This window comes from Streptomyces sp. NPDC029138 (assembly GCF_055564375.1).
The window spans coordinates 58,734-84,001 of record NZ_JBVHWM010000028.1; the positions used below are offsets into that span (position 1 = coordinate 58,734).

The window sequence follows — 25,268 nt, forward strand, 5'->3', positions numbered from 1 at the left end:
ATCTCACTGCACGAACGGATGTGCAAGCGCATCCGCATATGTCAGCGCCACCTACAAAACCCGGACTGGGTTACGCCGGCACAGTAGGGAGATCAGATGGGAACCACACGTACGAGACGCCACCTGCTGTCCGGGCGCGGTGGCGTCCAACGGCTGCTCGCGGCGCTACGGCGCCGCGGCAGGCCGGAAAATGTGCCGGATCAGGCACTTGTACAACAATGGGAGCGCTCCCGCCGCTCCCTGCCGAGAACGTTCGCCCGGGCGGGGGCCGCGGCCGTGCTCGTCGTCGGCGCGCTGGCCGGTGCCACGGCCACGGCGGAGACGGCATGTCACCGGCGCCTCCACCGCCAACGGCGCCCTGGCCGAACTCTGGACCTGCAACGGCGGCTCCAACCAGCAGTGGAACCTCGGCTGACCTGACCCCGCTCCGGCCCCTGGTGGCTTCGCCACTGGGGCGCCACACGGCCCCGATGCCACCCGAAGGATGACATGTCCAGACCAGTACCGTTCCGGGCTCGCTGGGCCACCCCCGCGGCGCTGCTCGCCTTGCTGGCCGGCAGCGTGGCCACGGTCGGGACCGCGAGCGCCGCCCCGGCCGCAGACCAGGCGGCCACCGCCGCCCTGTACGTGGCGCCGGGTGCGGCTCCCGGTGGCAACGGCAGCGCCCAGCAGCCGTTCGCGACCATCGAGCAGGCGCAGCAGTTCGCGCACCAGCTCTCGGCCGACGCGGACGTCGTGGTCTACCTGGCCGGCGGCACCTATCGGCTGTCCAAGCCGCTGGCCTTCGGAGCCGGAGACGGGGGCCAGAACGGCCACACCATCACCTACCAGGCCACCTCCGGGCAGCAGCCGGTCGTGACCGGCGCCCAGCAGGTCACCGGCTGGCAGGTACAGGATCAGACGAACAACATCTGGTCGGTGCACGTCGGCACCGGCGTGAACACGCGCCAGTTGTACGTGAACGGCAAGGAGGCACCTCGGGCGGCGATCCAGGTGTCCCGCTCCGCCTTCACCTTCACCCAGACCGGCCTCACCTTCACCGACTCCTCACTCGACTACCTGTCCGGCCTCTCGGACCAGAGCCATATGGAAGTCGAGAGCGTCGACTCCTTCACCGACCGCTACGCGCCGGTCCAGTCGATCAGCGGCCGGACCATCACGATGCAGCAGCCCGCGTGGAACAACAACTCCTGGGGCTACGACACCATCAACGCGCCGTTCGCCGGCGGGACGATGTACCTGGAGAACAACTACGCGTTCCTGAAGCAGGCCGGGCAGTGGTACCTCAACGCGTCCACCGGCGACCTGTACTACCGGGCCCCGTCGGGGCAGAACCCGAACAGCCTCGACGTCGAACTGCCCCGGCTGCAGAGCCTCCTCGGCGTCAGCGGGAGCTATAGCTCGCCGGCGGCCAATCTCCGCTTCAGCGGCATCCACTTCACCGGTACCTCCTGGCTCGGCCCGAGCGGCTCCGACGGCTACGCGGACCAGCAGAGCGGCGCGCACATCACCGGCGTGTACCCGATGCCCGCGAACTGGCTGACCAGCTGCAAGTCGGGGTGCACGCAGTTCGAGGCCACCCGCAACCACTGGGCGCAGATGCCCGCGGCCGTCCAGGTCTCCGCCGCCAGCGGCATCACGTTCTCCGGCAACACCTTCTCCGAACTCGGGCAGGCCGGTATCGGCGTGGGCAACGACGGCGTCGCCACGGCCTCCGGCACCGGACTCGGCGCCAGCGGCGTCACCGTCACCGGCAACACGTTCACCGACCTCGCGGGGAGCGGCATCCAGGTCGGTGGGATCCGGCCGGACGCTCACCACCCCAGCGATGCGCGGATGACCAACCAGAACATCACCATCAGCAACAACAAGGTCAGCGGGGTGGGCACCGACTACAAGGAGACCGCCGGGATCCTGTCCACCTACGTCACGAACGCGACGATCACCCACAACCAGGTGGACCACCTCCCGTACGACGGGATCGACATCGGCTGGGGCTGGGGAGTCAACGACCCGGGCGGCAGCCAGGACTACGTCAACCGCGGCACGTACAACTACCAGCCCGTCTACAGCACCCCCACGACGCTGAAGAACACCACCGTCTCCCACAACCTGATCTACGACACCAAGAACGCGATGTTCGACGGCGGCAGCATCTACGCCCTGTCCGCGAACCCCGGCGCGGTGATCTCCGACAACTACATGTACGACAACAACCAGACCACCGCGCTGTACCTCGACGAGGGCGCCCGCTATCTGACGGTCTCCCACAACGTGGTGCAGGACGCGGGCAACTGGGCGCTCACCAACGCCAACGCGAACAACCACACGGACGACAGCACCTTCTCCGGCAACTGGTACAACGGCGGCAACACCTACGTGGCCACCGGTCCGCCGCACAACAACGTCCTCACCGGAAATGTCCAGGTCAGCGGCACCAACTGGCCGCAGGGCGCCAAGGACGTCATCCAGCAGGCCGGCGTCCAGTCCACAGGCGGCGGCTTCCCCACGGGCCACCACCGGCTGGTGATCGGCAGCAACAACTTGTGCCTGGACGTGTACGGCAACTCCAGCAGCGCGGGCGCCAAGATCGACCAGTGGTCCTGCAACGGGCAGGCCAACCAGCAGTTCCAGTTCGTGCCGGCCTCAGGCGGCTACGGCCGGCTGCAGGCGCAGAACTCCGGGCTGGTCGTGGCGGTGTCCGGCGATGCCACCACCGCCGGTACGCCCGACATCGTGCAGCAGGCCGCGAACGGTGCGACCGGCAGCCTGTGGCTGCCGGTGCAGCAGTCCGACGGCTCGTACTCCTTCCAGAACCAGAACAGCGGCTTGTGCCTGGACGTCTACGGCGGCGGCAGCAACACCGGCCAGCAACTCGACCAATGGCCGTGCAAGAACGCCGCCGGCTCCAACCAGGACTTCACTCCGCGCTGACCGGCCCGTTCCCTACGCCCGCTGTCCCCCACCAGTGAGGAAAGAGATGAAGAAGCTCTTGGCAGCCTTGGTCGCGGTGCTGTCGGCCGCGCTCGGTATGGGCGCGGCATGGCCCGCGGCGGCCGCCACCGGCACCTCGGCGTCCGCCGCCGCGCCCGCCACCCTGCGGCTGATGCCGTTGGGCGACTCGATCACCTGGGGCGTCGGCAGCGCGTCCGGGAACAGCTACCGGAGCTTTTTGTGGAACAGGCTGGCCGCCGAGGGGCACACCCAGGACTTCGTCGGCTCGGGCCGCAACGGCACCATGTCCGACCCGGACAACGAGGGCCACAACGGCTGGCGGATCGACCAGATAGCCGGCATCGCGGACTCCGTGCTGGCCCGCTTCCGGCCGAATGTCGTCACCCTGGAGATCGGCACCAACGATCTGAACGGCAACTACCAGATCCCGACCGCCGCCGACCGGATGCGTGCGCTGATCGACCAGATCACCAACGCCGCACCCGACGCCACCGTCCTCGTCGGCACCGTGATCATCTCCACCAGCGGTACGGAGGAGGCCAACCGGCCCGCGTTCAACGCCAAGCTGCCCGGCATCGTCCAGGCCGAGCAGGCGGCCGGCAAGCACGTCCGCCTGGTCGACATGAGCGCCCTGACCACCGCGGACCTGTCCGACTCGCTGCACCCCAACGACAACGGCTTCAGCAAGATGGCGGCGGCATTCGACGCGGGTGTCCAGGCCGCGGACGCCGCCGGCTGGATCCAGCCGCCGGTCTCCGTGGGCGGCGGGCAGGTGCGCTCCGGCATCGCGGGGAAGTGCCTGGACGTCAACGGCGGCAGCAGCGCCAACGGTACCGCCGCGCAGATCTGGACCTGCAACGGCTCCACCGGGCAGCGGTGGTCCGCGCGCTCCGACGGCACCCTGCGGGCGCTCGGCAAGTGCCTCGACGCCACCGGCCGCGGCACCGCCAACGGCACCAAGATCGAGATCTGGGACTGCAACGGCGGCACCAACCAGCAATGGCAGGCCTACAACAGCGGCTACCGCAACCCGGTCTCCGGCCGCTGCCTCGACGATCCCAACTCGTCCACCGCCGACGGCACGCAGCTGGTCCTGTGGGACTGCAGCGGCGGCGCCAACCAGCAGTGGACCGCGCTACCGGTCTCGTAACCCCCGGACCCCACCCACAAGGAGATTGATTCCTCATGTCCTGGCTCAACGAAGAGCCCCGCCGCCGCAAGGTCCTGGCCCCGGTCGTCGGATTGATCGCCGGTACGGTACTGGCCCTGGCCGGGCCGGCGAGCCTCGAGGCACATGCCGCTTCCAGCACGCTGGGTGCGGCCGCGGCCGACAGCGGCCGCTATTTCGGCGCCGCCGTGGCCGCCGGGAGACTCGGCGACTCGACGTATTCCACGATTCTCGACCGGGAATTCAACATGATCACTCCGGAGAACGAGATGAAGTGGGACACCACGGAACCGTCCCGCGGCAACTTCAACTTCGGCCCGGCCGACCAGATCGTCAGCCACGCCAACGCGCACGGTCAGCGGATGCGCGGCCACACCCTGGTGTGGCACGGGCAGTTACCCGGCTGGGTCAGCTCCATCGGCGACGCGGGCACCTTGCGCAGCGTGATGAACAACCACATCACCACCGTGATGAACCACTACAAGGGCAAGATCTACGCCTGGGACGTGGTCAACGAGGCCTTCGCCGACGGCTCCACCCAGCACCGCAGCTCGGTCTTCCAGAACGTGCTCGGCAACGGCTTCATCGAGGAGGCGTTCCGCACCGCCCGGTCCGTCGATCCCGCGGCCAAGCTCTGCTACAACGACTACAACATCGAGAACTGGAGCGACGCCAAGACGCAGGGCGTCTACGCGATGGTCAAGGACTTCAAGGCGCGCGGCGTGCCCATCGACTGCGTCGGCCTGCAGAGCCACTTCGGCTCCGGCGGCCCGCCCGCCAGCTTCCAGACCACGCTGTCCAACTTCGCCGCCCTCGGCGTCGACGTCCAGATCACCGAACTCGACATCGCCCAGGCGTCTCCGACCGCCTACGGCAACACGGTCCGGGCGTGCATGAACGTCGCCCGCTGCACCGGCATCACCGTGTGGGGGATCAGGGACAGCGACTCGTGGCGGTCCGGGGAGAACCCGCTGCTGTTCGACGGCAACGGCAACAAGAAGCCGGCCTACGACGCCGTCCTGTCCGCGCTGGGCGGCGGGGGGGACACGGGGGGCGGCATCGTCTCGGGCACGGTGTATTCGGTGAGCAATGCCGCCGCGGGCCGGGTGCTGGACGTGCCGTCGGGACAGACCGGGAACGGCACGTCCGTGCAGGTCCGGGACGCCAACGGCACGGCTGCCAACCAGCAGTGGCGGGCGAGCCAGAACAGCGACGGCTCGTACACGCTGACGAACGTCGGCAGTGGGCGGGTTCTGGACGAGCCGGGCGGTCAGACGGCCAACGGCACGCAGATGGTGATCTGGGACGCCAATGGCGGCACGAACCAGCACTGGCGGGCGAGCCGGAACGGCGACGGCTCGTACACGTTGACCAACGTCGTTTCCGGACGGGCGCTGGAGACACCCGGCGGCCTGACGGCCAACGGGACACCGGTCCAGATCTGGGACTCCAACGGCGGCGCCAACCAGCACTGGAACTTCAAGTGAGGTGATCCGGCGAGAACTCCCGCGCCCGGTGCGGCGGCTTTGGCCGGGCGCTGGTTCCGGCATGCCCTCACGGCGGTCTGACCGAGAGAGACATGGGATGGATTGCGTTCAGACCGGGAGTGATATGCGGGTTGACAGGCGAAGTGCCTTGTGGAATCACTATGAAACATGGGATGTCTGAGCGCGTTTCGCAAAATCGGAGCGCTCCCACACCCTCGCCCTCCACATATCCGAGGAACACCATGCAGCCTTCATCGGTTTCGTTCCGGAGCTCCCGCTTGACGACGGCCGCCGCCGTCTGCGTGACGGCGCTGCTGGCCATGCTGCTGTCGATCGCGCCGGCGCGGCCGGCATCGGCGCCGGCACCCCTGGTGAGTGCGGTGTCGGGGCGGTGCCTCGATGTCAAGGGCGGTGTCGACACGGCGGGCACGGCGCTGGACATCTGGGACTGCAACGGTCGGGCGAACCAGGCGTTCGAGTTCACGTCGGCGGGTGAGCTGAGGACGATGGGCGGCACCCGGTGCGTGGACGCCTACGGCGACCGGACCGCTCCGGGAACCGCGGTGATCATCTGGTCCTGCAACGGGCAGCAGAACCAGCAGTGGCGGCAGAACGCCGACGGCTCCATCACCGGCGTCCAGTCCGGCCTGTGCCTGGACGTCAACGGGGCGGGCACGGCCAACGGCACCGCGGTCATCCTGTGGACCTGCAACGGCCAGAGCAACCAGAAGTGGAGCACGCCGTCGACTCCGCCGCCCGACGGATCGGGCCCGTGCGACATCTACGCGGCGGGCGGTACGCCGTGCGTGGCCGCGCACAGCACGGTGCGGGCGCTCCTGGGCTCGTACAACGGCAACCTGTACCAGGTCAGGCGCTCCTCGGACAACGCGACCAGGAACATCGGTGTGCTTGCGGTCGGCGGCTTCGCCGACGCGGCGGCGCAGGACGCGTTCTGCGCGGGCACCTCGTGTGTGATCACTGTCGTCTATGACCAGTCCGGACACGGCAACGACCTGTGGTACCAGGGTTCGGCCCAGGTCCCGGGATCGAGCCAGAGCAGCCCCGCCAAGGCGACCTCCGAGTCGCTGACCGCAGGGGGCACCAAGGCGTACTCGCTCTACGTCAATCCCGGGAACAGCTACTGGCGGGACGGTCACCTGACGGGCGTGCCGACCGGCAGCGCGCCCGAAGGGGCGTACATGGTGACCAGCGGCACCCACGTCAACGGCGGCTGCTGCTTCGACTACGGCAACAGCGAGACGACGAGGAGCGCTGACGCCGCCGGGGCGATGGACGCGATCAACTTCAGCACCCAGTGCTGGTTCGGCGGCTGCTCGGGCAGCGGCCCCTGGGTGCAGGCCGATCTCGAATGGGGCCTGTACTCCGGAGGCAGCCAGTCCTGGAACGCCAACCAGCGGGCGTTCACCGGCAAATTCGTCACCGCGATGCTGAAGAACAACGGGACGTCGAGATTCGCCCTCAAGGGCGCCAACGCGCAGTCCGGCAGCCTGACCACCTTGTGGGACGGCGGCCTGCCGAACGGATACAGCCCGATGAAGAAACAGGGTGCCATCGTCCTGGGAAGCGGCGGTGACTGCTGCAAGCCCGGCGGCGGCGCCAACCTGAGCGCCGGCACCTTCTACGAGGGGGCCATCGTCGCCGGCTACCCCTCCGACGTGACGGACAACGCGGTGCAGGCCAACGTCACCGCGGCCGGGTACCGCTGAGGTTCGCCTCCGTGCTGGAGGAGGCCGGTCTCCTCCAGCACACCCAACGCACGGCCACGAGAGACCCGCCCAGGAGAGTCATTGACATGGCCATTATTAGACGACTTCTGTCCCTCCTCCCGCGACCGCTCCTGCGCAGGGCGGTGGCGCTCACCTCGGTCGCGCTGCTCATCGCGGCGGCCTCCGTCGTCTCAGCCGGCACCGCGCAGCCCGCCGCCGCGCTGGACAACGGGCTTGCGCGGACCCCGCAGATGGGCTTCAACGACTGGAACGCGTACGGCTGCAACGTCTCCGAGTCGCTGATCAAGTCCACCGCGCAGGCGATGCATACGAACGGCATGCAGGCGGCGGGCTACGAGTACGTCAACATCGACGACTGCTGGATGACCCACAGCCGCGATTCCGCCGGCCGCCTGGTGCCGGATCCGGTCAAGTTCCCCGACGGCATCAAGGGCACCGCGGACTATGTGCACTCGCTGGGGCTGAAGCTGGGGATCTACGAGGACGCGGGCACCGCGACCTGCGCCGGGTATCCGGGCAGCCTGGGGCACGAGACCACGGACGCGCAGACGTTCGCGTCCTGGGGCGTGGACTACTTGAAGTACGACAACTGCAACAACAACGGGGTGTCCGCGCAGTCCCGGTACACCGCGATGCGGGACGCCCTGGCGGCCACCGACCGGCCGATCCTCTACAGCCTGTGCAACTGGGGCCAGGACAACGTGTGGACCTGGGGCGCGAACGTGGGCAACAGCTGGCGTACCACCGGGGACATCAGCGCGAACTTCGCCAGCATGCTGTCGATCTTCCACAGCAATGTGGGACTCGCCTCCTACGCCGGCCCCGGCCACTGGAACGACCCGGACATGCTGGAGGTCGGCAACGGCTCGATGACGGCCACCGAGAGCCGCAGCGAGTTCAGCCTGTGGGCGGAGATGGCCGCGCCGCTGATCGCCGGCACCAACATCCCCCAGGCCAGTGCGGACACCCTGGCCACGCTGACCAACTCCCGGGTGATCGCGGTCGACCAGGACCCCTTGGGGAAGCAGGGCACCCTGGTGTCGTCCGCGGGCGGCCTGGACGTGCTGGCCAAGCCGCTGGCGGGCGGGGACGTGTCGGTGGTGCTGTTCAACGAGACGGGCTCGACCGCGACCATCTCCACCACGGCGGCGGCGATCGGCAAGACCGGGGCGTCCAGTTACGCCCTGACCGACCTGTGGTCGGGAGCGACCTCGACCACCTCGGGCACGATCAGCGCCTCGGTGCCGGCGCACGGGACGGTGATGTACCGGGTCGCGGGCGGCACCAGCGGCGGCGGCACCGACGTGACGGGCGAGCTGCGCGCGGTGGGCGCGGACAAGTGCCTGGACGTGCCGAACTCGAGCACGGTCGCCGGCACCCAGGTGCAGATCTGGAGCTGCACCGGCAGAACCAACCAGCGATGGACGCACTCCACCTCCAACCAGCTCACCGTCTACTCCGGCAGCAGCCAGATGTGCCTGGACGCGTACAACAACCAGACCGCGCCCGGAACGAAGGTGGTGACCTGGCCCTGCAACGGTCAACGGAACCAGCAGTGGACGCTGAATTCGAACGGCACGATCACCGGCGTCCAGTCCGGCCTGTGCCTGGACGTCACGGGAGCGGCCACCGCCGACGGGACCCTCGCCGAGCTGTGGACCTGCAACGGCGGCAGCAACCAGAAGTGGACGCTGGCATGAGGCCCCCCGCGCTCCCCCCACGATGCGCAGCCATGATCATGGTTGCCCTGGCGATGATCGTGGCCGCGTTCAGCACACCGGCGCTCGCGGCCGACGCTTCGCTTCCGTGCGACATCTATGCCGCGGGCGGTACGCCGTGTGTGACGGCGCACGCCACGACCAGGGCGCTCTTCGCGTCGTACGACGGGCCGCTGTACCAGATCCAGCGGGCCTCCGATCACAGCTACCGCGACATCGGGGTGCTCAGTCCCGGCGGCTACGCGGACGCCGCGTCCCAGGTGTCGTTCTGCTCGGGCACGTCGTGCACGATCACGAAGATCTACGACCAGACCGCCCAGCACAACGACCTGCCGATCTCCTGGGGCGGCTACTGGAAGGGGCCAGGACCCAACGGCTCCGACATCGGGGCGGACGCCATGGCCCTGCCCGTGACCGCCGGCGGCCACCAGGTCTTCGGGGTCAAGGTCACCCAAGGTGTCGGCTACCGGCACGACAACGCGAGCGGGGTCCCCACCGGTTCCCAGCCCGGCGGCATCTACATGGTGACGTCGTCGAACTACACGAACCAGTGGTGCTGCTTCGACTACGGCCTCGGCGAGAACACCCACACCGACACCGGCAACGCCACCATGAACGCCGTCTACTGGGGCAATGCCTGCTGGTTCGGCGGCTGCACCGGCAGCGGCCCGTGGGTCGAGGCCGACCTGGAGAACGGCATGTTCCACACCAACACCGGCTCCAACAAAGACCCCGACAACAGCGGCGTGCACTACCCCTTCGTCAGCGCGTGGGAGAAGAACAACGGCACCAGCAACTTCGCCCTGAAATACGGCAACGCCACCAGCGGCGGTCTGACCACCACCTTCTCCGGACCCTTACCGAACGGCTACTCACCGATGAAGGTCGACAGCTCGGTCCTGCTCGGGACGGGGGGAGACAACAGCGTCTCGGGCGTCGGCGAGTTCTTCGAAGGCGCGATGACGTCGGGCTATCCCTCCGACGCCACCGAGAACGCCGTCCAGGCCGCCATCACCGCGGCCGGCTACGGGGGCGGAGGCAGCAGCGGCACGACCGGTGCGGTGCGCGCGGTGGGTGCGGGCAAGTGCCTGGACGTGCCGAACTCGTCCACCACGAGCGGCACCCAGCCGCAGATCTGGACCTGCAGCGGCGGCGCCAACCAGACCTGGACCCGTACGTCCGCCAACCAGCTGACCGTCTACAGCGGCGGCAGCCAGCTGTGCCTGGACGCCTACAACCGGGGCACCAGCCCCGGCACCAAGGTCATCACCTGGACCTGCAACGGCGGCAGCAACCAGCAGTGGAACGTCAACGCCAACGGGACCATCACCAGCTCCCAGTCCGGCCTCTGCCTGGACGTCACCGGCGCTTCCACTTCCAACGGGGCCCTGGTCGAACTCTGGACCTGCAACGGCGGATCCAACCAGCAATGGTCGATGAGCTGACCCCGGAGGATCGCATGAGGACGAGAGCAAGGCACGGCCGTCTGGTACTCGCGGTCGGCATCGTCTTGGCGTTCGTGCTGCAGCTGCTCGCGACGGCCGAGAGCCGGGCCGCCGCGGGCGAGGAGCTGAGCGTGAACCTGGCGTCGAATCGGGGCCCGTCGACCGGCGTGGGCGAGGGGTTCCTCTACGGGTTCACGGCGGACGGCAGCCAGCCGGCGGACCAGTTCATCAAGCCGCTGGGGATCAACGCGTTCCGCGGCGGCGGCTGGTTCTCCGGCGGCTGGATCAAGGACAACTACCAGTACGGCTCCGCCACCCGGGCCGACCTCGACTCGATCATCGCGCAGGGAAAACGGCTCACCCAGGCGCCCTATCACGCGCAGTACCAGGTGCTGGTCAGCGACATCTACGGCGCCAACGGCGGCCAGCCGTCGAACACCAGGTACCCGTGCGACAACGGCGACTGCTCCAACTGGATCAATTTCATCGACTCCACGGTGGGAGCGCTGCAGGCTTCGGGGCTGACGTTCGCGTACGACATCTGGAACGAGCCGGACATCTCCTACTTCTGGACCCGGGGCGTGAACAGCGCCCAGTACTTCCAGATGTGGGACACCGCGTACCGCGAGATCCGGCGCCTCGCCCCCTCGGCGAAGATCGTGGGGCCGTCCTTCGCCTTCACCCCGCAGCGTAATCCGGGCCAATGGCAGACCTGGCTCGCGCACGTAAAGGCGGCCGGGACGGTGCCGGACATGATCGCCAACCACAATGAGGGCGATGTCGACGACCCGGTCACCGTCTCGCAGTCCCTCAACAGCAGCCTGAACGCGGCGGGCATCGGTCCGCTGCCGCTGTCCTCGAACGAGTACCAGCCGGCCGACCGGCAGACCGCCGGGGTGACGGCGTGGTACCTGGCGCGGTTCGCGCAGTCCGGGTACACCAACGCGATGCGCGGCAACTGGGTGTGCTGCATGACCCCGAACCTGACCGGGGTCCTGACCCAGAGCGGGGGAAGCTGGCAGCCGACCGGCAACTGGTGGGCGCTGCGGGACTACGCCGACATGACCGGCACCCTCGTGGAGACCTCCGGCCAGGTCGGCTCCACCGCGATCTCGGCCTCCCAGGACTCCGTCAACAAGCGCGCCGTGGCGATGATCGGCGACGCGAACGGCTACACCGGCTCCGCGTCCGTGGCCTTCAACGGGCTGGCGTCCGTGCCCTGGCTGGCGGATGCCGGCAGCGTGCACGTCACCGTGCACCGCATCCCGGACCAGGCGCCGCTCGCCGCGCCGCAGATCGTGTACGACCAGAACGTCAGCACCTCGGGCGGCTCGATCACGGTGCCGCTGTCGTTCCAGGCCTCGCACGACGCGTTCGCGGTCTATCTGACACCCGCCACGTCCGACGCCGGCTTCCCGAGCGGCTACCACCAGCTCGTGGTCGCCGACAACAATCTGTGCCTGGACGTATACGGCAACTCCGGCAGCCCGGGCGCCGCGATCGACCAGTGGACCTGCAACGGGCAGAGCAACCAGCAGTTCCAGTTCGTGCCGGCCTCGGGCGGCTACGGCGAACTGCGGGCCCAGAACTCCGGCCTCGACGTGGCGGGGGCCGGCGGCTCCACGACGGCGGGCACCCCGGACATCGTCCAGCAGGCCACCGGCACGGCGGCAAGCAGCCTCTGGCTGCCCGTACGGCAGTCCGACGGCTCCTACGAGTTCCAGAACAAGAACAGCGGCCTGTGCCTGGACGTCTACGGCGCCTCCAGCACCCCGGGTCAGCAACTCGATCAGTGGCCGTGCAAGAACGCACCCGGCACCAACCAGAACTTCATCCTCCGCTGACCACCGCACCGGCCACGGGGCACCTCTGACCTGCGAAAGGAATCCATCGTGTCAGCATTCCGCCGGTTACTCCGGCGCCTGCGCATCCCGACGGCCATGTTCACGGGCCTCGTCCTGGCCGCGGGCGGCATCGTGGGCACGACCGCCACGTCGGCCCAGGCCGCCACCTCGATCACCATCAACGGCGCGTCGGGCGGCCGCACCTTCGACGGCGTCGGCGCGATCAGTGGCGGGGGCGGCAACAGCAGACTCCTGATCGACTATCCCGAACCCCAGCGCGGCCAGGTCCTGGACTACCTGTTCAAGCCCGGCTACGGCGCCTCCCTGCAGATCCTCAAAGCCGAGGTCGGCGGCGACACCAACTCCACCTCGGGGGCCGAGCCGAGCCACCAGCACACCCGGTCCGACCTGAACTGCAACCGGGGCTACGAGTGGTGGCTGATGGAGCAGGCCAAGGCGCGCAATCCGGACATCAAGCTGTACGGACTCGCCTGGGGCGCACCCGGCTGGATCGGCAACGGCAACTTCTGGTCCACCGACATGATCAACTATCTGGTCTCGTGGCTCGGCTGCGCCAAACAGCATGGGCTGACCATCGACTACCTCGGCGGGTGGAACGAGCGCGGCTACAACGTCTCCTGGTACCAGCAACTGCGCAGCACGCTCAACTCCAACGGCTACGGCAACGTCAAGATCGTCGCAGCCGACTCGGACTGGGCGGTGGCGAACGACATCAACTCCAACGCCGCGTTCCGCGCGTCGGTGGACATCATCGGCACGCACTATCCCTGCGGCTACCGTTCCGCACAGACCAACTGCTCGGTGCCGTCGGCCGCCACCTCGTCCGGCAAGCAGCTGTGGGCGAGCGAGAACGGCTCGGACGACTACAACGCGGGCGCGACGGCCGTGGCCCGCGGCATCAACCGCGGATACATCGACGGCCGGATGACCGCGTATCTCAACTGGCCTGTGGTCGCCGCGCTCACGCCCAACCTGCCCTACCCCACCATGGGGCTCGCCCTGGCACCGGAGCCGTGGTCCGGCTACTACGCGATCGGCAAGAACGCATGGGTGATGGCGCAGACGAGCCAGTTCACCGCCCCGGGGTGGCACTACCTCGACGACTCCAGCGGCTATATCGGCGGCAACCGGAACAACGGCAGCTACGTATCCCTGAAGTCCACGAACAACTCCGACTACTCCACGGTCATCGAGACGATGGACGCCGGCGGTGCCCAGACCCTGAACTTCAACGTCGCCGGAGGGCTGGCCTCGACCAAGACCGTCCACGTCTGGTCGACCGACGTCCGGTCCAACAACACGTCCGACCACTTCGTGCACGCCACGGACATCACCCCGTCCGGCGGCGCCTTCAGCCTGACCGTGCAGCCCGGCCGCGTGTACACCCTCACCACCACGACCGGACAGGGCAAGGGCACCGCCACCGGTCCCGCCCGGGGCACGTTCGGCCTGCCGTACAGCGACTCCTTCGACAGCTACGCCACCGGCACCGAGGCCAAGTACCTCATGGACTGGCAGGGCGCCTTCGAGGTGGCCGGCTGCGGCGGCGGCCGCTCCGGCAAATGCGTACGCCAGATGAGCCCGCAGAAGCCGATCACCTGGGACGCGCTGTCCGATCCGCACGCCCTGCTCGGCGACGTGGGCTGGAGCAACTACACCGTCTCCTCCGACGTGCTGCTCGAACAGTCCGGATACGCCGAGCTGATCGGACGCGCGAACGCGCAGGACTACAGCAGCACCGGCCAGCTGAACGCCTATCACCTGCGGGTGAGCGACACCGGCGCGTGGTCGATCCAGCGCTCGAACACCAACGGCAACGTCACCACCCTGGCCCAGGGCACGACCGCGGCCCTGGGCACCAACCGGTGGCACACCCTGGGCCTGACCTTCTCCGGCAGCAGCATCACCGCCGTCATCGACGATACGAAGGTCGGTTCCGTGAACGACAACACCTATGCCGGCGGCCAGGTCGGTTACGCGACCAGCCAGACCGAGACGGCGCAGTTCGACAACCTGTCCCTCACCCCCGGGCCCGGCGGATCCGGCGGCATAACGGCCCCGATCACCGGGACCGGTTCCGGCCGGTGCGTGGACGTGCCGAACCAGTCGCAGACGAACGGCACCCAGGTGGAGCTGTGGGACTGCAACGGCGGCAGCAACCAGCAGTGGACGAAGACCGCGGCAGACGAGCTGCGGGTCTACGGCAGCTCCTGCCTGGACGCCTCGGGCCAGGGCACCAGCCCCGGCACCAAGGTGGACATCTGGTCCTGCGGCGGCGGCGCCAACCAGAAGTGGACGATCCACGACAACGGCACGATCACCGGAGTCCAGTCCGGCCTGTGCCTGGACGCCACCGGTGGCGGAACGGCGAACGGCACCTTGCTGCAGCTGTGGACCTGCAACGGCGGCAGCAATCAGAAGTGGACGCACGGCTGACCCTCCTGAATCCACCCGCGCCACTCACGCAGAGAGGCCCCGTATGACTTCCTCTTCCCTTCCGATCAGCCGGCGTCGGCTGATCGCGGCGGCGGGCGCGGCCACGGCCTTCGGTCTGCTGCGCTTCGCCCCCGAGGCCGCCGCCACCGACGGCCCGCAGAGCTACACCGCGAGCTGGTCCTCGGTGGACCAGCACCCCCCGGCCCCGGCCTGGTTCCAGGACGCCAAGTTCGGCATCTACTACCACTGGGGCGTCTTCAGCGTCCCCGCGTACGGGAACGAGTGGTATCCGCGCAACATGTACGTCGGCGGCTCGAACGAGAACAAGCACCACATCGCCACCTACGGCGACCCGTCGGCCTGGCCGTACCACAACTTCATCGACGGCGCCCGCGACAAGGCCGGGAACTTCGTCCAGTTCGCCCCCAAGCTCGCCTCCCAGGGCGGCAAGTGGGACCCGGACGCCTGGGCGCAGCTGTTCAAGTCCGCGGGCGCGAAGTTCGCCGGCCCGGTCGCCGAACACCACGACGGCTTCTCCATGTGGGACAGCCACGCCAGCCCGTGGAACTCCGTCCAGCGCGGCCCGAAGCTCGACCTCGTCGGGCTGCACGCGAAGGCCATCCGCGGCCAGGGGCTGAAGTTCATGGCCTCGCTACACCACGCGTACCACTTCACCGGCTACTACGACCACGTGCCGTACCAGTCCGACCCGACGCTGCGCATCCTCTACGGCCAGCAGGGTGCGGCCGCGGAGAACCAGCTCTGGTACCAGAAGCTGATCGAGGTCGTCGACGGCTACCAGCCGGACCTGGTCTGGCAGGACTTCAACCTGGGTCAGGTGCAGGAGTCCTACCGGCTCCAGTTCCTCGCGCACTACTACAACCAGGCGGTCGCCTGGAACAAGGACGTGGCCGCGACCTACAAGGACGGCTTCAACAACAAGGGCGAGGTCTTCGACTTCGAGCGCGGCGGCCCGGCCGGGCTGCTCACCCCGTACTGGCTGACCGACGACAGCATCTCCTCCTCCAGCTGGTGCTACACGGTGGGCATCGGCTACTACTCGACGCAGGCCCTGCTGCACGCGCTGATCGACCGCGTCAGCAAGGGCGGCAGCATGCTGCTGAACATCGCCCCGATGGCCGACGGCACCATCCCCTCCGGGCAGCAGTCGATCCTGCTCGCCATGGGTGACTGGCTCGGCCGCTTCGGAGAAGCGATCTACGGCACCCGCTCCTGGACCAGCTACGGCGAGGGCCCCACCCAGATGGGCGGAGGCTCGTTCAGCGGCCCGGTGGCCGGCACGGCGAAGGACATCCGGTTCACCCGCAGCCAGGACAACAAGGTCCTGTACGCCACCGCGCTGGGCTGGCAGGGCGACACCATGACCATCGCCACGCTGAGCTCGAACCGGATCAACCTCAGCAGCCTGACCGGCGCACAACTGCTGGACAACACCGCAGGCAAGTACATCAGCCTGCCCGCACCGACCCAGGACACCTCCGGCCTGCACCTGGCCATGCCCTCGTCGGGCGCACCGTTCAGCGCCCTGGCGTACACGATCAAGCTCACCTTCTCCGGCCAGATCCCCGCCCTGAACGGCGCGGGCGTTCCCACCAGCTGGGCCGAGATCACCAATGTGGCCAGCGGGCTGGCACTCGACAGCGGGGGCAACGTCGCCTCCGGCTCCAACCTCAAGCAGTGGACCTACGACGGGAGCAGCAACCTGCAGTGGCAGCTGATCGACCTCGGCAACGGCTACTACCGGATCATGAACCGCACCAATGGCATGGCCGCCGACAGCTGGGGCGACGCCGCCAACGGCGCTCCCGCCCGGCAGAGCGCGTGGAACGGCGGCAACAACCAGCAGTGGTCGCTCAAGAGCCTCGGCAACAACCGCTACCAGATCGTCAACCGCGGCACCGGCACCGCCCTCGACGGCGCGGGAAGCACCACGTCCGGCTCGACGACGGTGATGTGGTCGCCGAATTCCAGCACCAACAACGCGTGGACCATCGCCGGCGTCTGAGCCGCCTGCGCCCTCGACGGAGAAGGAGAAGCAGTGAAGAAGAAAAGGTCCTTCTTAATGCCCCTTGTGGCCGCGGCACTTCTCGTCATGTCCGGTGCCGGTACGGCGCTGGGCCGCAGTCCCGTCGGAGGCACGTCGCCCACCAGTGCCAGTGCCGCCGCCGCCAGTGACGGATGCGGCAAGGCTCCGGCGCTGAACAGTGGCACGCACACGATCTCGAGCAGCGGCCAGAGCCGCAGCTACATCCTCAGGGTGCCGGCGAACTACGACAGTACCCGCGCCTACCGGCTGGTCTTCGGATTCCACTGGGTGGGCGGCACCGCCAACGATGTCGATTCGGGCGGAACCGACGGATACAACTGGTCCTATTACGGCCTCAGGCGGCTGGCGGACAGCGCGAACAACGGCACGATCTTCGTGGCGCCCCAGGGCATCAACAACGGCTGGGCCAATTCCGGCGGCCAGGACGTGACCTTCGTCGACGACATGGTCCGGCAGATCGAGGCAGGCCTGTGCGTCGACACGGCGCAGCTGTTCGCCGGCGGCTTCAGCTACGGCGGGGCGATGACGTACGCCCTGGCCTGTTCCCGGGCGACGGTCTTCCGCGCGGTCGCGGTCTACTCCGGCGCGAACCTCAGCGGTTGCAGCGGCGGCACCCAGCCCATCGCGTACATGGGGCTCCACGGCATCAATGACAACGTCCTGCCCATCGCTTCGGGACGGGCGCTGCGCGACACGTTCGTACGGAACAACGGCTGCACCCCGCAGACCCCCCCCGAGCCGTCGTCTGGCAGCCACACGCACATCATCACGGCCTACTCGGGGTGCTCGTCCGGGCATCCCGTCGTATGGGCCGCGTTCGACGGGGGGCACGACCCCGGCCCCATCGACAGCGGCGGCAGCGGCTGGCAGACCTGGACGTCGGGAGAGGTGTGGAAGTTCTTCACCCAGTTCGACTCGACCACCCCGCCCCCGCCCACCGGCCAGCAGATCGTCGGCGGGCAGTCGGGCCGCTGCATCGACATCCCCAACTCCACCACGGCCAACGGCACCCAGGCGCAGCTGTGGGACTGCCACGGCGGCACCAACCAGCGGTGGACCTACACCGCCTCCAAGCAACTCATGATCTACGGCAGCAAGTGCCTGGACGCCTCCGGGCGGGGGACCGGCAATGGCACTGCCGCGATCATCTGGGACTGCAACGGGCAGACGAACCAGCAGTGGAACGTCAACGCCAACGGCACGATCACAGGAGTGCAGTCGGGGTTGTGTCTTGAGGCCGGCGACGCGAGCACCGCCAACGGAACGAAGATCCAACTGTGGAGTTGCTCGGGCGCATCGAACCAGCAGTGGGATCTGAGTGGGCGTTAAGTCCGTTTCTGTTGGCGGCCTCGTCCGGGTTGGGTGAGGAAGCCTTGGCGGGTGAGGCGTCCGAGGCGGCTGCGGGTGACGTTGACGGATGCCTCGTCGGTGGGCATGCCGAGGAGTTCGTGCAGTTCACGGGCTCGGAACTCTTGATCGGGATGCTGGTTGAAGGTGTTCACGATGGCCTGGTAGGCGGTGTTCGTCTCGGGTGGTGCGGGTTGGCCTCCAGCCGGTGCGAGTTCGGTGATGACCTTCCAGTGGTGGCCAGGTCCGCGAGTCGCGCTTCGTTCTCGGCCAGAGTGGCGATCAAGTGCTGTATCTGTTCGCGCAGTTCGTCGGCCCGGGCTGCGGTCTCGTCGTGCTGGGCCTGGAGGTCGGCCAGGAGCTCGATGACGTTCACGCGGCCGGCCCGAGGGTGTCGCGCCAGGACGGGGCGGGTGTGGTGAGACGGCGGGCCATGATCGCGATCGAGGCCCAGTAGACGCGCGAGGCGGAGGTGCCGGGCCGGTGGTCGTACTCGCGGGCCAGAGCGACTTCATTGTGCGGCTCCTGGGAAAGGATGATGAACCGGGGGCCCGAACGGTCCCGGGGCCATGGGGAGACAGCCGGTCAGCGGCCGTCTCGGTGCGCGTGCGCTTCCGCGAGGAGGAGGTAGCTGCTGGCGGTCCAGGTGTAGGCGCGGTCGCGCAGGCCTGTTCCGGTGAGGGCGTCGAAGTTCTCGGCGAAGCCGTGGGTCTCGCACAGGGCGCGGAAGCGGGCGCTGATGTCGTCGGCCAGCCGGTGGTGCCCGGCGCGGCGCAGACCGTCCTCAACGAGAACGGTGGCGGGGGCCCAGATCGGGCCGCGCCAGTAGCCGTCGGCGAGGTAGTGCGGCGACGTGGTCAGCTCGGTGGCCAGGCCGTGCGACGTCAGGTGGGCCTTGATGCGGTCGGCCAGCACACTGACCACCTCGTCGGGCAGGTGCTCGCCCAGCACGACGGGCATCAGGTCGAGGAGGCTGGTGCTGCTCCAGGTTTCCCCGGAGCCGGCTCCTCGGGCGACGAACCGGTCGCCGGTCCAGAGCTGGTCAAGCAGGGCCGTCTGTATCTCCTCGGCCGTACGCGTCCACCGGCTCGCCTCGTCCGGGCGACCCAACTCCGTGGCCAGACTGACGAGTTCACGCAGCTGGAGAACGAGGAAGGCGGCCAGGTCAGCGGTGACGACCACCCGTTCGGGGTCGAAGGTGGTGGCGTTGTCCCAGCCGCTGTCGTTGCCGTGCTGGTAGTAGGGCAGTTCGGCCCCGGGGGCACGCCTCGCCGTCAGCCAGAAGTCCGTCCAGCGCTCCAACCGATCATACGTCTCGGCCAGTTCCGCCTGGCTGGGAGGCGTCGGCAGCCGACGGCGCAGGTGGCCGAAGGCCCAGCCGTGGATGGGCGGCTTGACGAAGTTGTGCAGGACCTCGGAGTGGGTGACGGAGTCGGGCAGAGCACCGGCGGCGTCCTGGTGGTCGAAGGGCAGGTGGAACTGGTCCAGGGCCAGCTCCGGTGAACCTGGCGCCAGAGCAAGGGCGTTGAAGCAGTGGTCCCAGCTCCAGACCTTGTCCATCCAGTGCTTGGACATGAGGACCCCAGGTCGGGTGACCAGGCCGGTCGGCCGCACGGTCGCCGACCAGACGACGTAGGCGGCGAGTTCGGCGGCCGGGGTGGCGGCCGAGCGCCATGGGGCGACCGCGTCGACGAAGTCCGCGAACGCGCCCCGTGCGGACTCCACGATGTCGTCGAAGGCGGCCGAGGACGCGTACGGCGGTCGCGCGGTGTCGAGTTCCTCGACCGCGATCTCCCAGGTTCCGTCCGCCTCCGTCCTCGCGGCGACACCGCGGTCGGCGCTGCCCAGTGCCTGGGCTCCGGCAGCTTCGGCGAGTGTTCCGTTCAGCACGGTGACGCGGTACCGGCGTCCCGTCTCGTACGAGGTGAACACGTGCGCGTCCGCCGCCGGGTCGTGGAAGAAGTACGTCCCGCTGAACGGGGTCAGCGTGTGCGCGGCGGCGAAGACGCCGATGCCCAGCCCGTTTCCCCGCAGTCGTACGGTGTCCGGCGACTCGTAGACGAGGTCGATGCGTCCCCTGTCGCCGATCCAGCTGAGCAGGCCCGGTGTCGCCTCGACACGGGTCTCGGCACGGTCGCCCGTCGCGTTGAGGGGGACCAGACGCAGGACGCCGTGCATGCCGTTCTGGTGCGAGACGAGGTGGAGGTCCTCGGCGTACGTCTTCTCCGCGATCACGGGGGATATGTCGAACCAGGATCCGTATGTGCTGAACGGGATGTCGTGGACGGAGAATGCCGGGCCGGGTCGGGCGGCGGTCATGTGGCGTGACTCGTTTCTGGAGCGGGAGGCGGCGGCCGGTCGACGCGCGAGAGGGTCGGCCGGCGTGGCAAGGGTGGGCGGCTCAGTCCTTGACGGCCCCGGCGGTCACGCCTGCGGCGACATAGCGCTGGGCGAGGACGAGGATGACCGCGGCCGGCAGGGAGGCGACGACGGCGGTGGCCATGATGGCGTTCCACTGCTGGTTGTTGTTGCCGATGTAGTGGTAGATGCCGAGGGTGATCGGCTCGTGGGCACCGCCGTTGACGAGGGTGCTGGCGAAGACGAAGTCGGACCAGGACCACAGGAACGCGAACAGGGACACCGTGACGACGGCGTTGCGGCTGATCGGCAGGACGATGGACCAGAAGGTGCGCAGCGGCCCGGCGCCGTCGGTCGTCGCGGCCTGGAGCAGTTCGCCGGGGATGCCGGACATGAACGCGGTGAAGATGAGGACGCCGAAGGGGACGGCGAGGGTGGAGTCGGCGACGATCAGACCGGGTACGGACTGGAGCAGGCCGAGTTGGAGGTAGATGGCGTAGAAGCCCATCGCCATGATGATGCCGGGGATCATCTGGGCGGCCAGCAGGACGAAGTTGAGGATGCCGCCGCCGCGTGGGCGCAGTTTGGCCAGTGCGTAGCCGGCGGGTGCGGACAGGGCGACGGTCAGGACGACGGTGCCCAGGCCGATGACGAGGCTGGTGCCGAGGTAGGGCAGCTGCTCGTCGAGGACGCTGCGGTAGCCGGCCAGGGTGCCGTGGATCGGCAGCAGGTCCGGCGGGCTCTTGCGCATGTCCTCGTCACGGGTGAGGGACACGTTGAGCATCCAGTAGACCGGGAAGAGCATGATCCCGGTCAGCACAACGCCGATCGTGGTCTTTCCCCACGTACGCCTGCGGCTTCGGCTCATCACAGCGACTGCTTTCTCTGTACCCGGACGTAGACCAGACCGAAGACCAGGGCGGCGACCACGAGCAGGTTCCCGACGGCCGCGCCCGGGCCGAAGGCGGGCAGGAGGTTGCCGAAGCCGAGCTGGTAGGACCAGGTGGCGAAGGTGGTGGACGAGTCCGCCGGGCCGCCCTTGGTCATGATCCAGATGATGTCGAAGACCTTGAGCGTGTAGATCAGCCCGAGCAGCAGGGTGATTGCGGAGACCGGACGCAGCAGGGGGAAGGTGACGCGCCAGAAGCGCTGCCAGGCGTTCGCGCCGTCGATGGCGGCGGCCTCGTACAGGCTCGTGGGGATGGACTGTAGGCCGCTGTAGAGCACGACCAGGTTGAACGGGACGCCGATCCAGATGTTCGCGATGATCACCGAGGTCAGCGCCCAGGAGGGTGAGGTCAGCCAGTTCACCGGCCCGATGCCGATGGCGTGCAGGGCGGCGTTGACGATGCCCGATTCGCTGTTGAGCATCCACGACCAGGTGGAGGCCGAGACGATCAGCGGCAGCAGCCACGGTACGAGGAACAGGGCGCGCAGAGTGGCCGACAGCCGGAAGTTCTGGTTGAAGAAGACCGCGAGGGCGAGCCCGATGGCGTACTGGAAGACCAGGCATACGGCGGTGAAGACCGCGGTGTGGAGCAAGGCGGGGGCGAAGGTCGGGTCGTCGAAGACCTTGCGGTAGTTCGCCAGGCCCGTGAAGGGCGCGTCGCCCTGGACGAAGGAGCGGACAGTGTAGTTGCGCAGGCTCAGGTCGAGGTTGCGGTAGAGCGGATAGGCATAGAAGAGGGTGAGATAAAGGGTCACCGGGGCGAGGAAGGCCCAGGCGGCCCACTGTGTGGAGGTGGGCCGGCGGCGTTTCGGGCTGGGGCCCGGGGGTGGGGCGACGGTGGCCGCCCCGTGCCGGACGCCCGCGGACCGGTGGTCCGGCGGATGTGTCGTCTGCTTCATCGCACTCACGTCACTTGGCGGCGGCCTGCGCCGAAGTGAGCGCTTCCTTTGGCGACTTGGACCCGCTGAGAGCGGACTGGACGGCCTTCCACATCTGCTCGGAGATCTTGGGGTACTTGGTGCCCAGGTCGTCACTGGTGCGGCCCTTGGCCGCCTTGACCGCGTCGACCCACGGCTTCAGATCGGCGTTCGCGGCCACCTGCTTGTCCTGGACCTCGCTGGTGGGGGCCACGTAGGACAGGGTGGTGTCGGTGTTGTAGAGGTTCTCGGTGCTGGTCAGGCAGGTGACCAGCTTCTGGGAGGTGGCGTAGCGGCCCGTGTCCTGCTGGACCGGGATGGTGACGAACTCGCCACCGGTCGGGGCCGCAGCGTTGCCGCCGTCGGTGCCGGGGATGGGCAGGACGCCGTAGTCGAAGCCGGCCTTCTTGGCGTTGGCGAGCTGCCAGGTGCCGTTCTCGCTGAACGCGTAGTCACCGCTGGCGAACTCCTGCCAGCTGGTGGTCTGGGTGTTGTTGAGCACCGAGTTCGGGGCGTAGCCGTTCTTCTGCCAGTCCTTCCACAGGGAGAGGGCGGACACGGCCTGGGAGGAATCGAGCTGGGTGAGCTTCGCGCCCGCGCCCCAGAACCACGGCAGGAACTGGAAGCTGCCCTCCTCGGTGCCGATCGCCGAGAACGTGATGCCCTTCTTGCCCGCCTTCTTGACCTTCTCCAGTGCCGCCGTCAGCGACTTCCAGTCCTTGACCGAGGAGATGTCCACCCCGGCCTCCTTCAGCACCTTCTTGTTGTAGTAGAGGGCGAGGGTGTTGGCGCCGATGGGCGTGCCGTAGGTCTTGCCGCCCGACTGGCCGGCCGCGAGCAGGTTGGGGTCCACCTTCGAGGTGTCCAGCTTGTTGTCGTCGGTCGTGGTGAGGACGCCCGCCTCAGCGAGGGTCGACACCACCGGGTTGTCGACGATGAGGAGGTCCGGGGAGTTGCCCTGCTGGGCCGCCAGAAGCGTTTTGTTGCCCAGGTCGCTGGTGTCGAAGGCGGTCCGCTTGATCTTCACTCCGGCCTTGGTGCCGCACTGGTCCAGCAGCTTCGCCCAGTCCGAGGTCTTGTCGAACTGCGGGTACGGGTCCCAGATGGTGTACGTGCCGCTGCCGGCACCCTTGGTGTCGGTGCTGCCCGAGCTGGAGGAGCAGGCGGTGGCCGTGACGGCCACGGCGAGCGCGGTGATGGCTGCGGCGGTCAGCGGGCGCTGTCTGGAGGAGCTGTTCATCGCGAGGGTTCCTTTGTCTCTGGGCATGCCGGTGCCGAGGGCACGTGGTGGTGAAGGCATGGGGTGGTGAAGAGCAGTTCGGGCGTTCGGTGAAGTGAAGTCTGGAGAGCTGTGCCGGTGCGGTCAGGGCTTGGTGGTGATCAGGGCGTGGTACCGGTCCCGGCGGGCCCGGTGCTGGCCCGCAGCGAGATCGGGGGCGCGAGGAGGTGGTGCCGGGGCGGCGCTTCGGGGTGGTCCAGCCGCTCCACCAGCAGGTCGACGGCGCGTCGGCCCATCTCCGCCGCCGGTACGTCGGCGGCTGTGAGCTGCGGGGTCACCGTCTCCGCCCACCGGCTGGCGACGACCCCGGTGACGGAGAAGTCGCGCGGCACATGGCGGCCCGCCTGGGCGAGCCCTCGGTAGAGGCCGCCCAGCGCGGCCTCGTTCAGCGTGACGAGGGCCGTCGTGGCCGGGTCGTCGTGCAGGACCCGCTCCAGGCATTCCTGACCCGACGCAGCATCGTCCCCGCAGCAGTACGTCCGTACCGTCAGGCCGCGCTCGGCCGCGGCTTTGGTGAAGCCGTCCAGGCCGCGGTGCGCGGACTCGTATCCGGCCCTCAGCAGCTGCTCGGGGCGGTTGACGAAGGCGACCCTCGTGTGGCCGAGGTCCGCCAGGTGGTGCACGCAGGCCGCCGCGAGCCCGGTGTGGTCCAGGCCCACCCACCAGCCGCCCTCCGGGTGGGCGGTACGGCCGATGGCGACGGAGGGGAAGCCGAGGTCGGCGAGGTGGGCGACCCGGTCGTCCTCCAGCCTGATCTCCATCAGGATCGCGCCGTCGACCCGCCGCTCTCCCAGCAGCCGCTGGAACGAGTGGTCGCTGTCCACGCCGCTCGGTGAGAGCAGTACGTCGTAGTCGTAGGCCGCGGCGGCCTCCACCACACTGCCGATGAAGTCCAGCTGCATGCCGGTGTAGTGGTTGCCGGCCGGCGGGAAGACAAGGCCGATCGTGTTGGTCCGGCCGTTGGCGAGGGCACGGGCGCTGGCGTTCGGGCGGTAGCCCAGTTCGTCGATGACCTGCTGGATCTTCCGGCGCGTGTCGTCCGACACCGGTCGTTTGCCGCTCAGGGCGTAGGACACGGTACTCCGCGAGACACCGGCCCGCCGGGCGATCTCACCGATGTTCACGGCGACTCCTTGCTCGAACCGGTTCGAAGCCCCGTGCGGGACATCGCGTCCGATCGCGTGGATCCTGGGGTGAGGAAAGAACGCCCACCGGCTGTCGAACCGGTTCGCGTGAAGTGAAGTTAGGAACAAGCCGGACGGCTGTCAATACTCGAAACGCCACTTGTTGTAACAGCCCGGAGATCTGGGTACTCCGTCCCGCCCGCTCCCGTCAGGGGTATTGCTGCGAGATTTCGCCGATGATAATTTCCTGCGAACCGGTTCGACGAAGCGATCCTTCCGGCAGCCGCATGCCCTGTCTTCTCTGGCCTGCACTTGTTCGAACCCGTCCCACAGAGCGTGAAAGCTCGGCCCTCACTCACTGGTAACGGCATGCAGACAAGCAGCTGGCCGAGGCGGGCCTGTCG

General features: G+C 68.4%; 16 protein-coding genes and 2 pseudogenes. 12 read left to right on the plus strand and 6 right to left on the minus strand.

The annotated features are described in order from the left end of the window. Nucleotides 1-328 precede the first annotated feature (328 nt). The 11 genes and pseudogenes from ACZ4WH_RS22230 to ACZ4WH_RS22280 form a co-directional block, all read left to right on the plus strand. Nucleotides 329-415 (plus strand): annotated as a pseudogene (locus tag ACZ4WH_RS22230) (RICIN domain-containing protein); the annotation flags it as partial. Nucleotides 416-489: 74 nt separating this feature from the next. Then, nucleotides 490-2,934 (plus strand): RICIN domain-containing protein, encoded by a 2,445-nt coding sequence (locus ACZ4WH_RS22235; RefSeq protein ID WP_468182969.1) that lies wholly within the window; start codon nucleotides 490-492, stop codon nucleotides 2,932-2,934. 46 nt (nucleotides 2,935-2,980) lie between these two features. Next, nucleotides 2,981-4,105 carry a ricin-type beta-trefoil lectin domain protein gene (locus ACZ4WH_RS22240; protein ID WP_468182971.1) on the plus strand — a complete coding sequence of 375 codons (1,125 nt, stop codon included), beginning with the start codon at nucleotides 2,981-2,983 and terminating at the stop codon, nucleotides 4,103-4,105. A gap of 35 nt (nucleotides 4,106-4,140) precedes the next feature. Beyond that, nucleotides 4,141-5,607: pseudogene (locus tag ACZ4WH_RS22245) on the plus strand (glycoside hydrolase family 10 protein); the annotation flags it as partial. A gap of 323 nt (nucleotides 5,608-5,930) precedes the next feature. Next, complete coding sequence (locus ACZ4WH_RS22250; protein WP_468183028.1) at nucleotides 5,931-7,337, plus strand: lectin; 1,407 nt, start codon at nucleotides 5,931-5,933, stop codon at nucleotides 7,335-7,337. An 86-nt stretch (nucleotides 7,338-7,423) separates the two neighbouring features. After that, nucleotides 7,424-9,058 carry a glycoside hydrolase family 27 protein gene (locus ACZ4WH_RS22255; RefSeq protein WP_468182973.1) on the plus strand — a complete coding sequence of 545 codons (1,635 nt, stop codon included), beginning with the start codon at nucleotides 7,424-7,426 and terminating at the stop codon, nucleotides 9,056-9,058. A 32-nt stretch (nucleotides 9,059-9,090) separates the two neighbouring features. After that, nucleotides 9,091-10,521, plus strand: coding sequence for an arabinofuranosidase catalytic domain-containing protein (locus tag ACZ4WH_RS22260; RefSeq protein ID WP_468182975.1), 1,431 nt, complete (start codon nucleotides 9,091-9,093; stop codon nucleotides 10,519-10,521). Between the two features lie 14 nt (nucleotides 10,522-10,535). Continuing rightward, nucleotides 10,536-12,365: an RICIN domain-containing protein gene (locus ACZ4WH_RS22265; RefSeq protein ID WP_468182977.1), complete on the plus strand. Its 1,830-nt coding sequence runs from the start codon at nucleotides 10,536-10,538 to the stop codon at nucleotides 12,363-12,365. Between the two features lie 48 nt (nucleotides 12,366-12,413). Further along, a complete protein-coding gene (locus ACZ4WH_RS22270; protein ID WP_468182979.1) occupies nucleotides 12,414-14,822 on the plus strand; it encodes a ricin-type beta-trefoil lectin domain protein in 2,409 nt (802 codons plus the stop codon). A 43-nt stretch (nucleotides 14,823-14,865) separates the two neighbouring features. Then, nucleotides 14,866-16,848, plus strand: coding sequence for an alpha-L-fucosidase (locus ACZ4WH_RS22275; protein WP_468182981.1), 1,983 nt, complete (start codon nucleotides 14,866-14,868; stop codon nucleotides 16,846-16,848). A gap of 57 nt (nucleotides 16,849-16,905) precedes the next feature. Further along, nucleotides 16,906-18,219, plus strand: coding sequence for an RICIN domain-containing protein (locus tag ACZ4WH_RS22280; protein ID WP_468182983.1), 1,314 nt, complete (start codon nucleotides 16,906-16,908; stop codon nucleotides 18,217-18,219). Here the strand turns inward: ACZ4WH_RS22280 and ACZ4WH_RS22285 are convergent. Further along, a complete protein-coding gene (locus ACZ4WH_RS22285; RefSeq protein ID WP_468182985.1) occupies nucleotides 18,216-18,392 on the minus strand; it encodes a hypothetical protein in 177 nt (58 codons plus the stop codon). The two genes, ACZ4WH_RS22280 and ACZ4WH_RS22285, sit on opposite strands and share 4 nt — an antisense overlap. Before the next feature lie 131 nt (nucleotides 18,393-18,523). Between ACZ4WH_RS22285 and ACZ4WH_RS22290 the strand changes: the two genes are divergently transcribed. After that, the gene (locus tag ACZ4WH_RS22290; protein WP_468182986.1) at nucleotides 18,524-18,694 is read left to right on the plus strand and encodes a hypothetical protein; all 171 of its coding nucleotides are present in this window, start codon (nucleotides 18,524-18,526) and stop codon (nucleotides 18,692-18,694) included. Between the two features lie 128 nt (nucleotides 18,695-18,822). Here the strand turns inward: ACZ4WH_RS22290 and ACZ4WH_RS22295 are convergent, their stop codons facing one another. The 5 genes from ACZ4WH_RS22295 to ACZ4WH_RS22315 form a co-directional block, all read right to left on the minus strand. After that, nucleotides 18,823-20,556 carry an amylo-alpha-1,6-glucosidase gene (locus tag ACZ4WH_RS22295; RefSeq protein ID WP_468182988.1) on the minus strand — a complete coding sequence of 578 codons (1,734 nt, stop codon included), beginning with the start codon at nucleotides 20,554-20,556 and terminating at the stop codon, nucleotides 18,823-18,825. An 82-nt stretch (nucleotides 20,557-20,638) separates the two neighbouring features. Further along, entirely contained in the window at nucleotides 20,639-21,463 is an 825-nt protein-coding gene (locus tag ACZ4WH_RS22300; RefSeq protein ID WP_468182990.1) for a carbohydrate ABC transporter permease, read from the minus strand. Beyond that, nucleotides 21,463-22,443 (minus strand): carbohydrate ABC transporter permease, encoded by a 981-nt coding sequence (locus ACZ4WH_RS22305; RefSeq protein WP_468182992.1) that lies wholly within the window; start codon nucleotides 22,441-22,443, stop codon nucleotides 21,463-21,465. The genes ACZ4WH_RS22300 and ACZ4WH_RS22305 overlap by 1 nt, the downstream gene beginning before the upstream one ends. A 10-nt stretch (nucleotides 22,444-22,453) precedes the next feature. Beyond that, nucleotides 22,454-23,701 carry a sugar ABC transporter substrate-binding protein gene (locus ACZ4WH_RS22310; RefSeq protein WP_468182994.1) on the minus strand — a complete coding sequence of 416 codons (1,248 nt, stop codon included), beginning with the start codon at nucleotides 23,699-23,701 and terminating at the stop codon, nucleotides 22,454-22,456. Nucleotides 23,702-23,841: 140 nt separating this feature from the next. Then, a complete protein-coding gene (locus ACZ4WH_RS22315; protein ID WP_468182996.1) occupies nucleotides 23,842-24,864 on the minus strand; it encodes a LacI family DNA-binding transcriptional regulator in 1,023 nt (340 codons plus the stop codon). Between the last annotated feature and the right edge of the window lie 404 nt (nucleotides 24,865-25,268).

Excerpts from the sequence above, each read along its gene's own strand:
- ACZ4WH_RS22310 (WP_468182994.1), bottom strand. The coding sequence starts at position 23,701 with ATGAACAGCTCCTCCAGACAGCGCCCGCTGACCGCCGCAGCCATCACC.
- ACZ4WH_RS22250 (WP_468183028.1), top strand. The coding sequence starts at position 5,931 with ATGCTGCTGTCGATCGCGCCGGCGCGGCCGGCATCGGCGCCGGCACCC.
- ACZ4WH_RS22235 (WP_468182969.1), top strand. The coding sequence starts at position 490 with ATGTCCAGACCAGTACCGTTCCGGGCTCGCTGGGCCACCCCCGCGGCG.
- ACZ4WH_RS22255 (WP_468182973.1), top strand. The coding sequence starts at position 7,424 with ATGGCCATTATTAGACGACTTCTGTCCCTCCTCCCGCGACCGCTCCTG.
- ACZ4WH_RS22240 (WP_468182971.1), top strand. The coding sequence starts at position 2,981 with ATGAAGAAGCTCTTGGCAGCCTTGGTCGCGGTGCTGTCGGCCGCGCTC.
- ACZ4WH_RS22265 (WP_468182977.1), top strand. The coding sequence starts at position 10,536 with ATGAGGACGAGAGCAAGGCACGGCCGTCTGGTACTCGCGGTCGGCATC.
- ACZ4WH_RS22280 (WP_468182983.1), top strand. The coding sequence starts at position 16,906 with ATGCCCCTTGTGGCCGCGGCACTTCTCGTCATGTCCGGTGCCGGTACG.
- ACZ4WH_RS22295 (WP_468182988.1), bottom strand. The coding sequence starts at position 20,556 with ATGACCGCCGCCCGACCCGGCCCGGCATTCTCCGTCCACGACATCCCG.
- ACZ4WH_RS22300 (WP_468182990.1), bottom strand. The coding sequence starts at position 21,463 with ATGAGCCGAAGCCGCAGGCGTACGTGGGGAAAGACCACGATCGGCGTT.
- ACZ4WH_RS22275 (WP_468182981.1), top strand. The coding sequence starts at position 14,866 with ATGACTTCCTCTTCCCTTCCGATCAGCCGGCGTCGGCTGATCGCGGCG.
- ACZ4WH_RS22260 (WP_468182975.1), top strand. The coding sequence starts at position 9,091 with ATGATCATGGTTGCCCTGGCGATGATCGTGGCCGCGTTCAGCACACCG.
- ACZ4WH_RS22305 (WP_468182992.1), bottom strand. The coding sequence starts at position 22,443 with ATGAAGCAGACGACACATCCGCCGGACCACCGGTCCGCGGGCGTCCGG.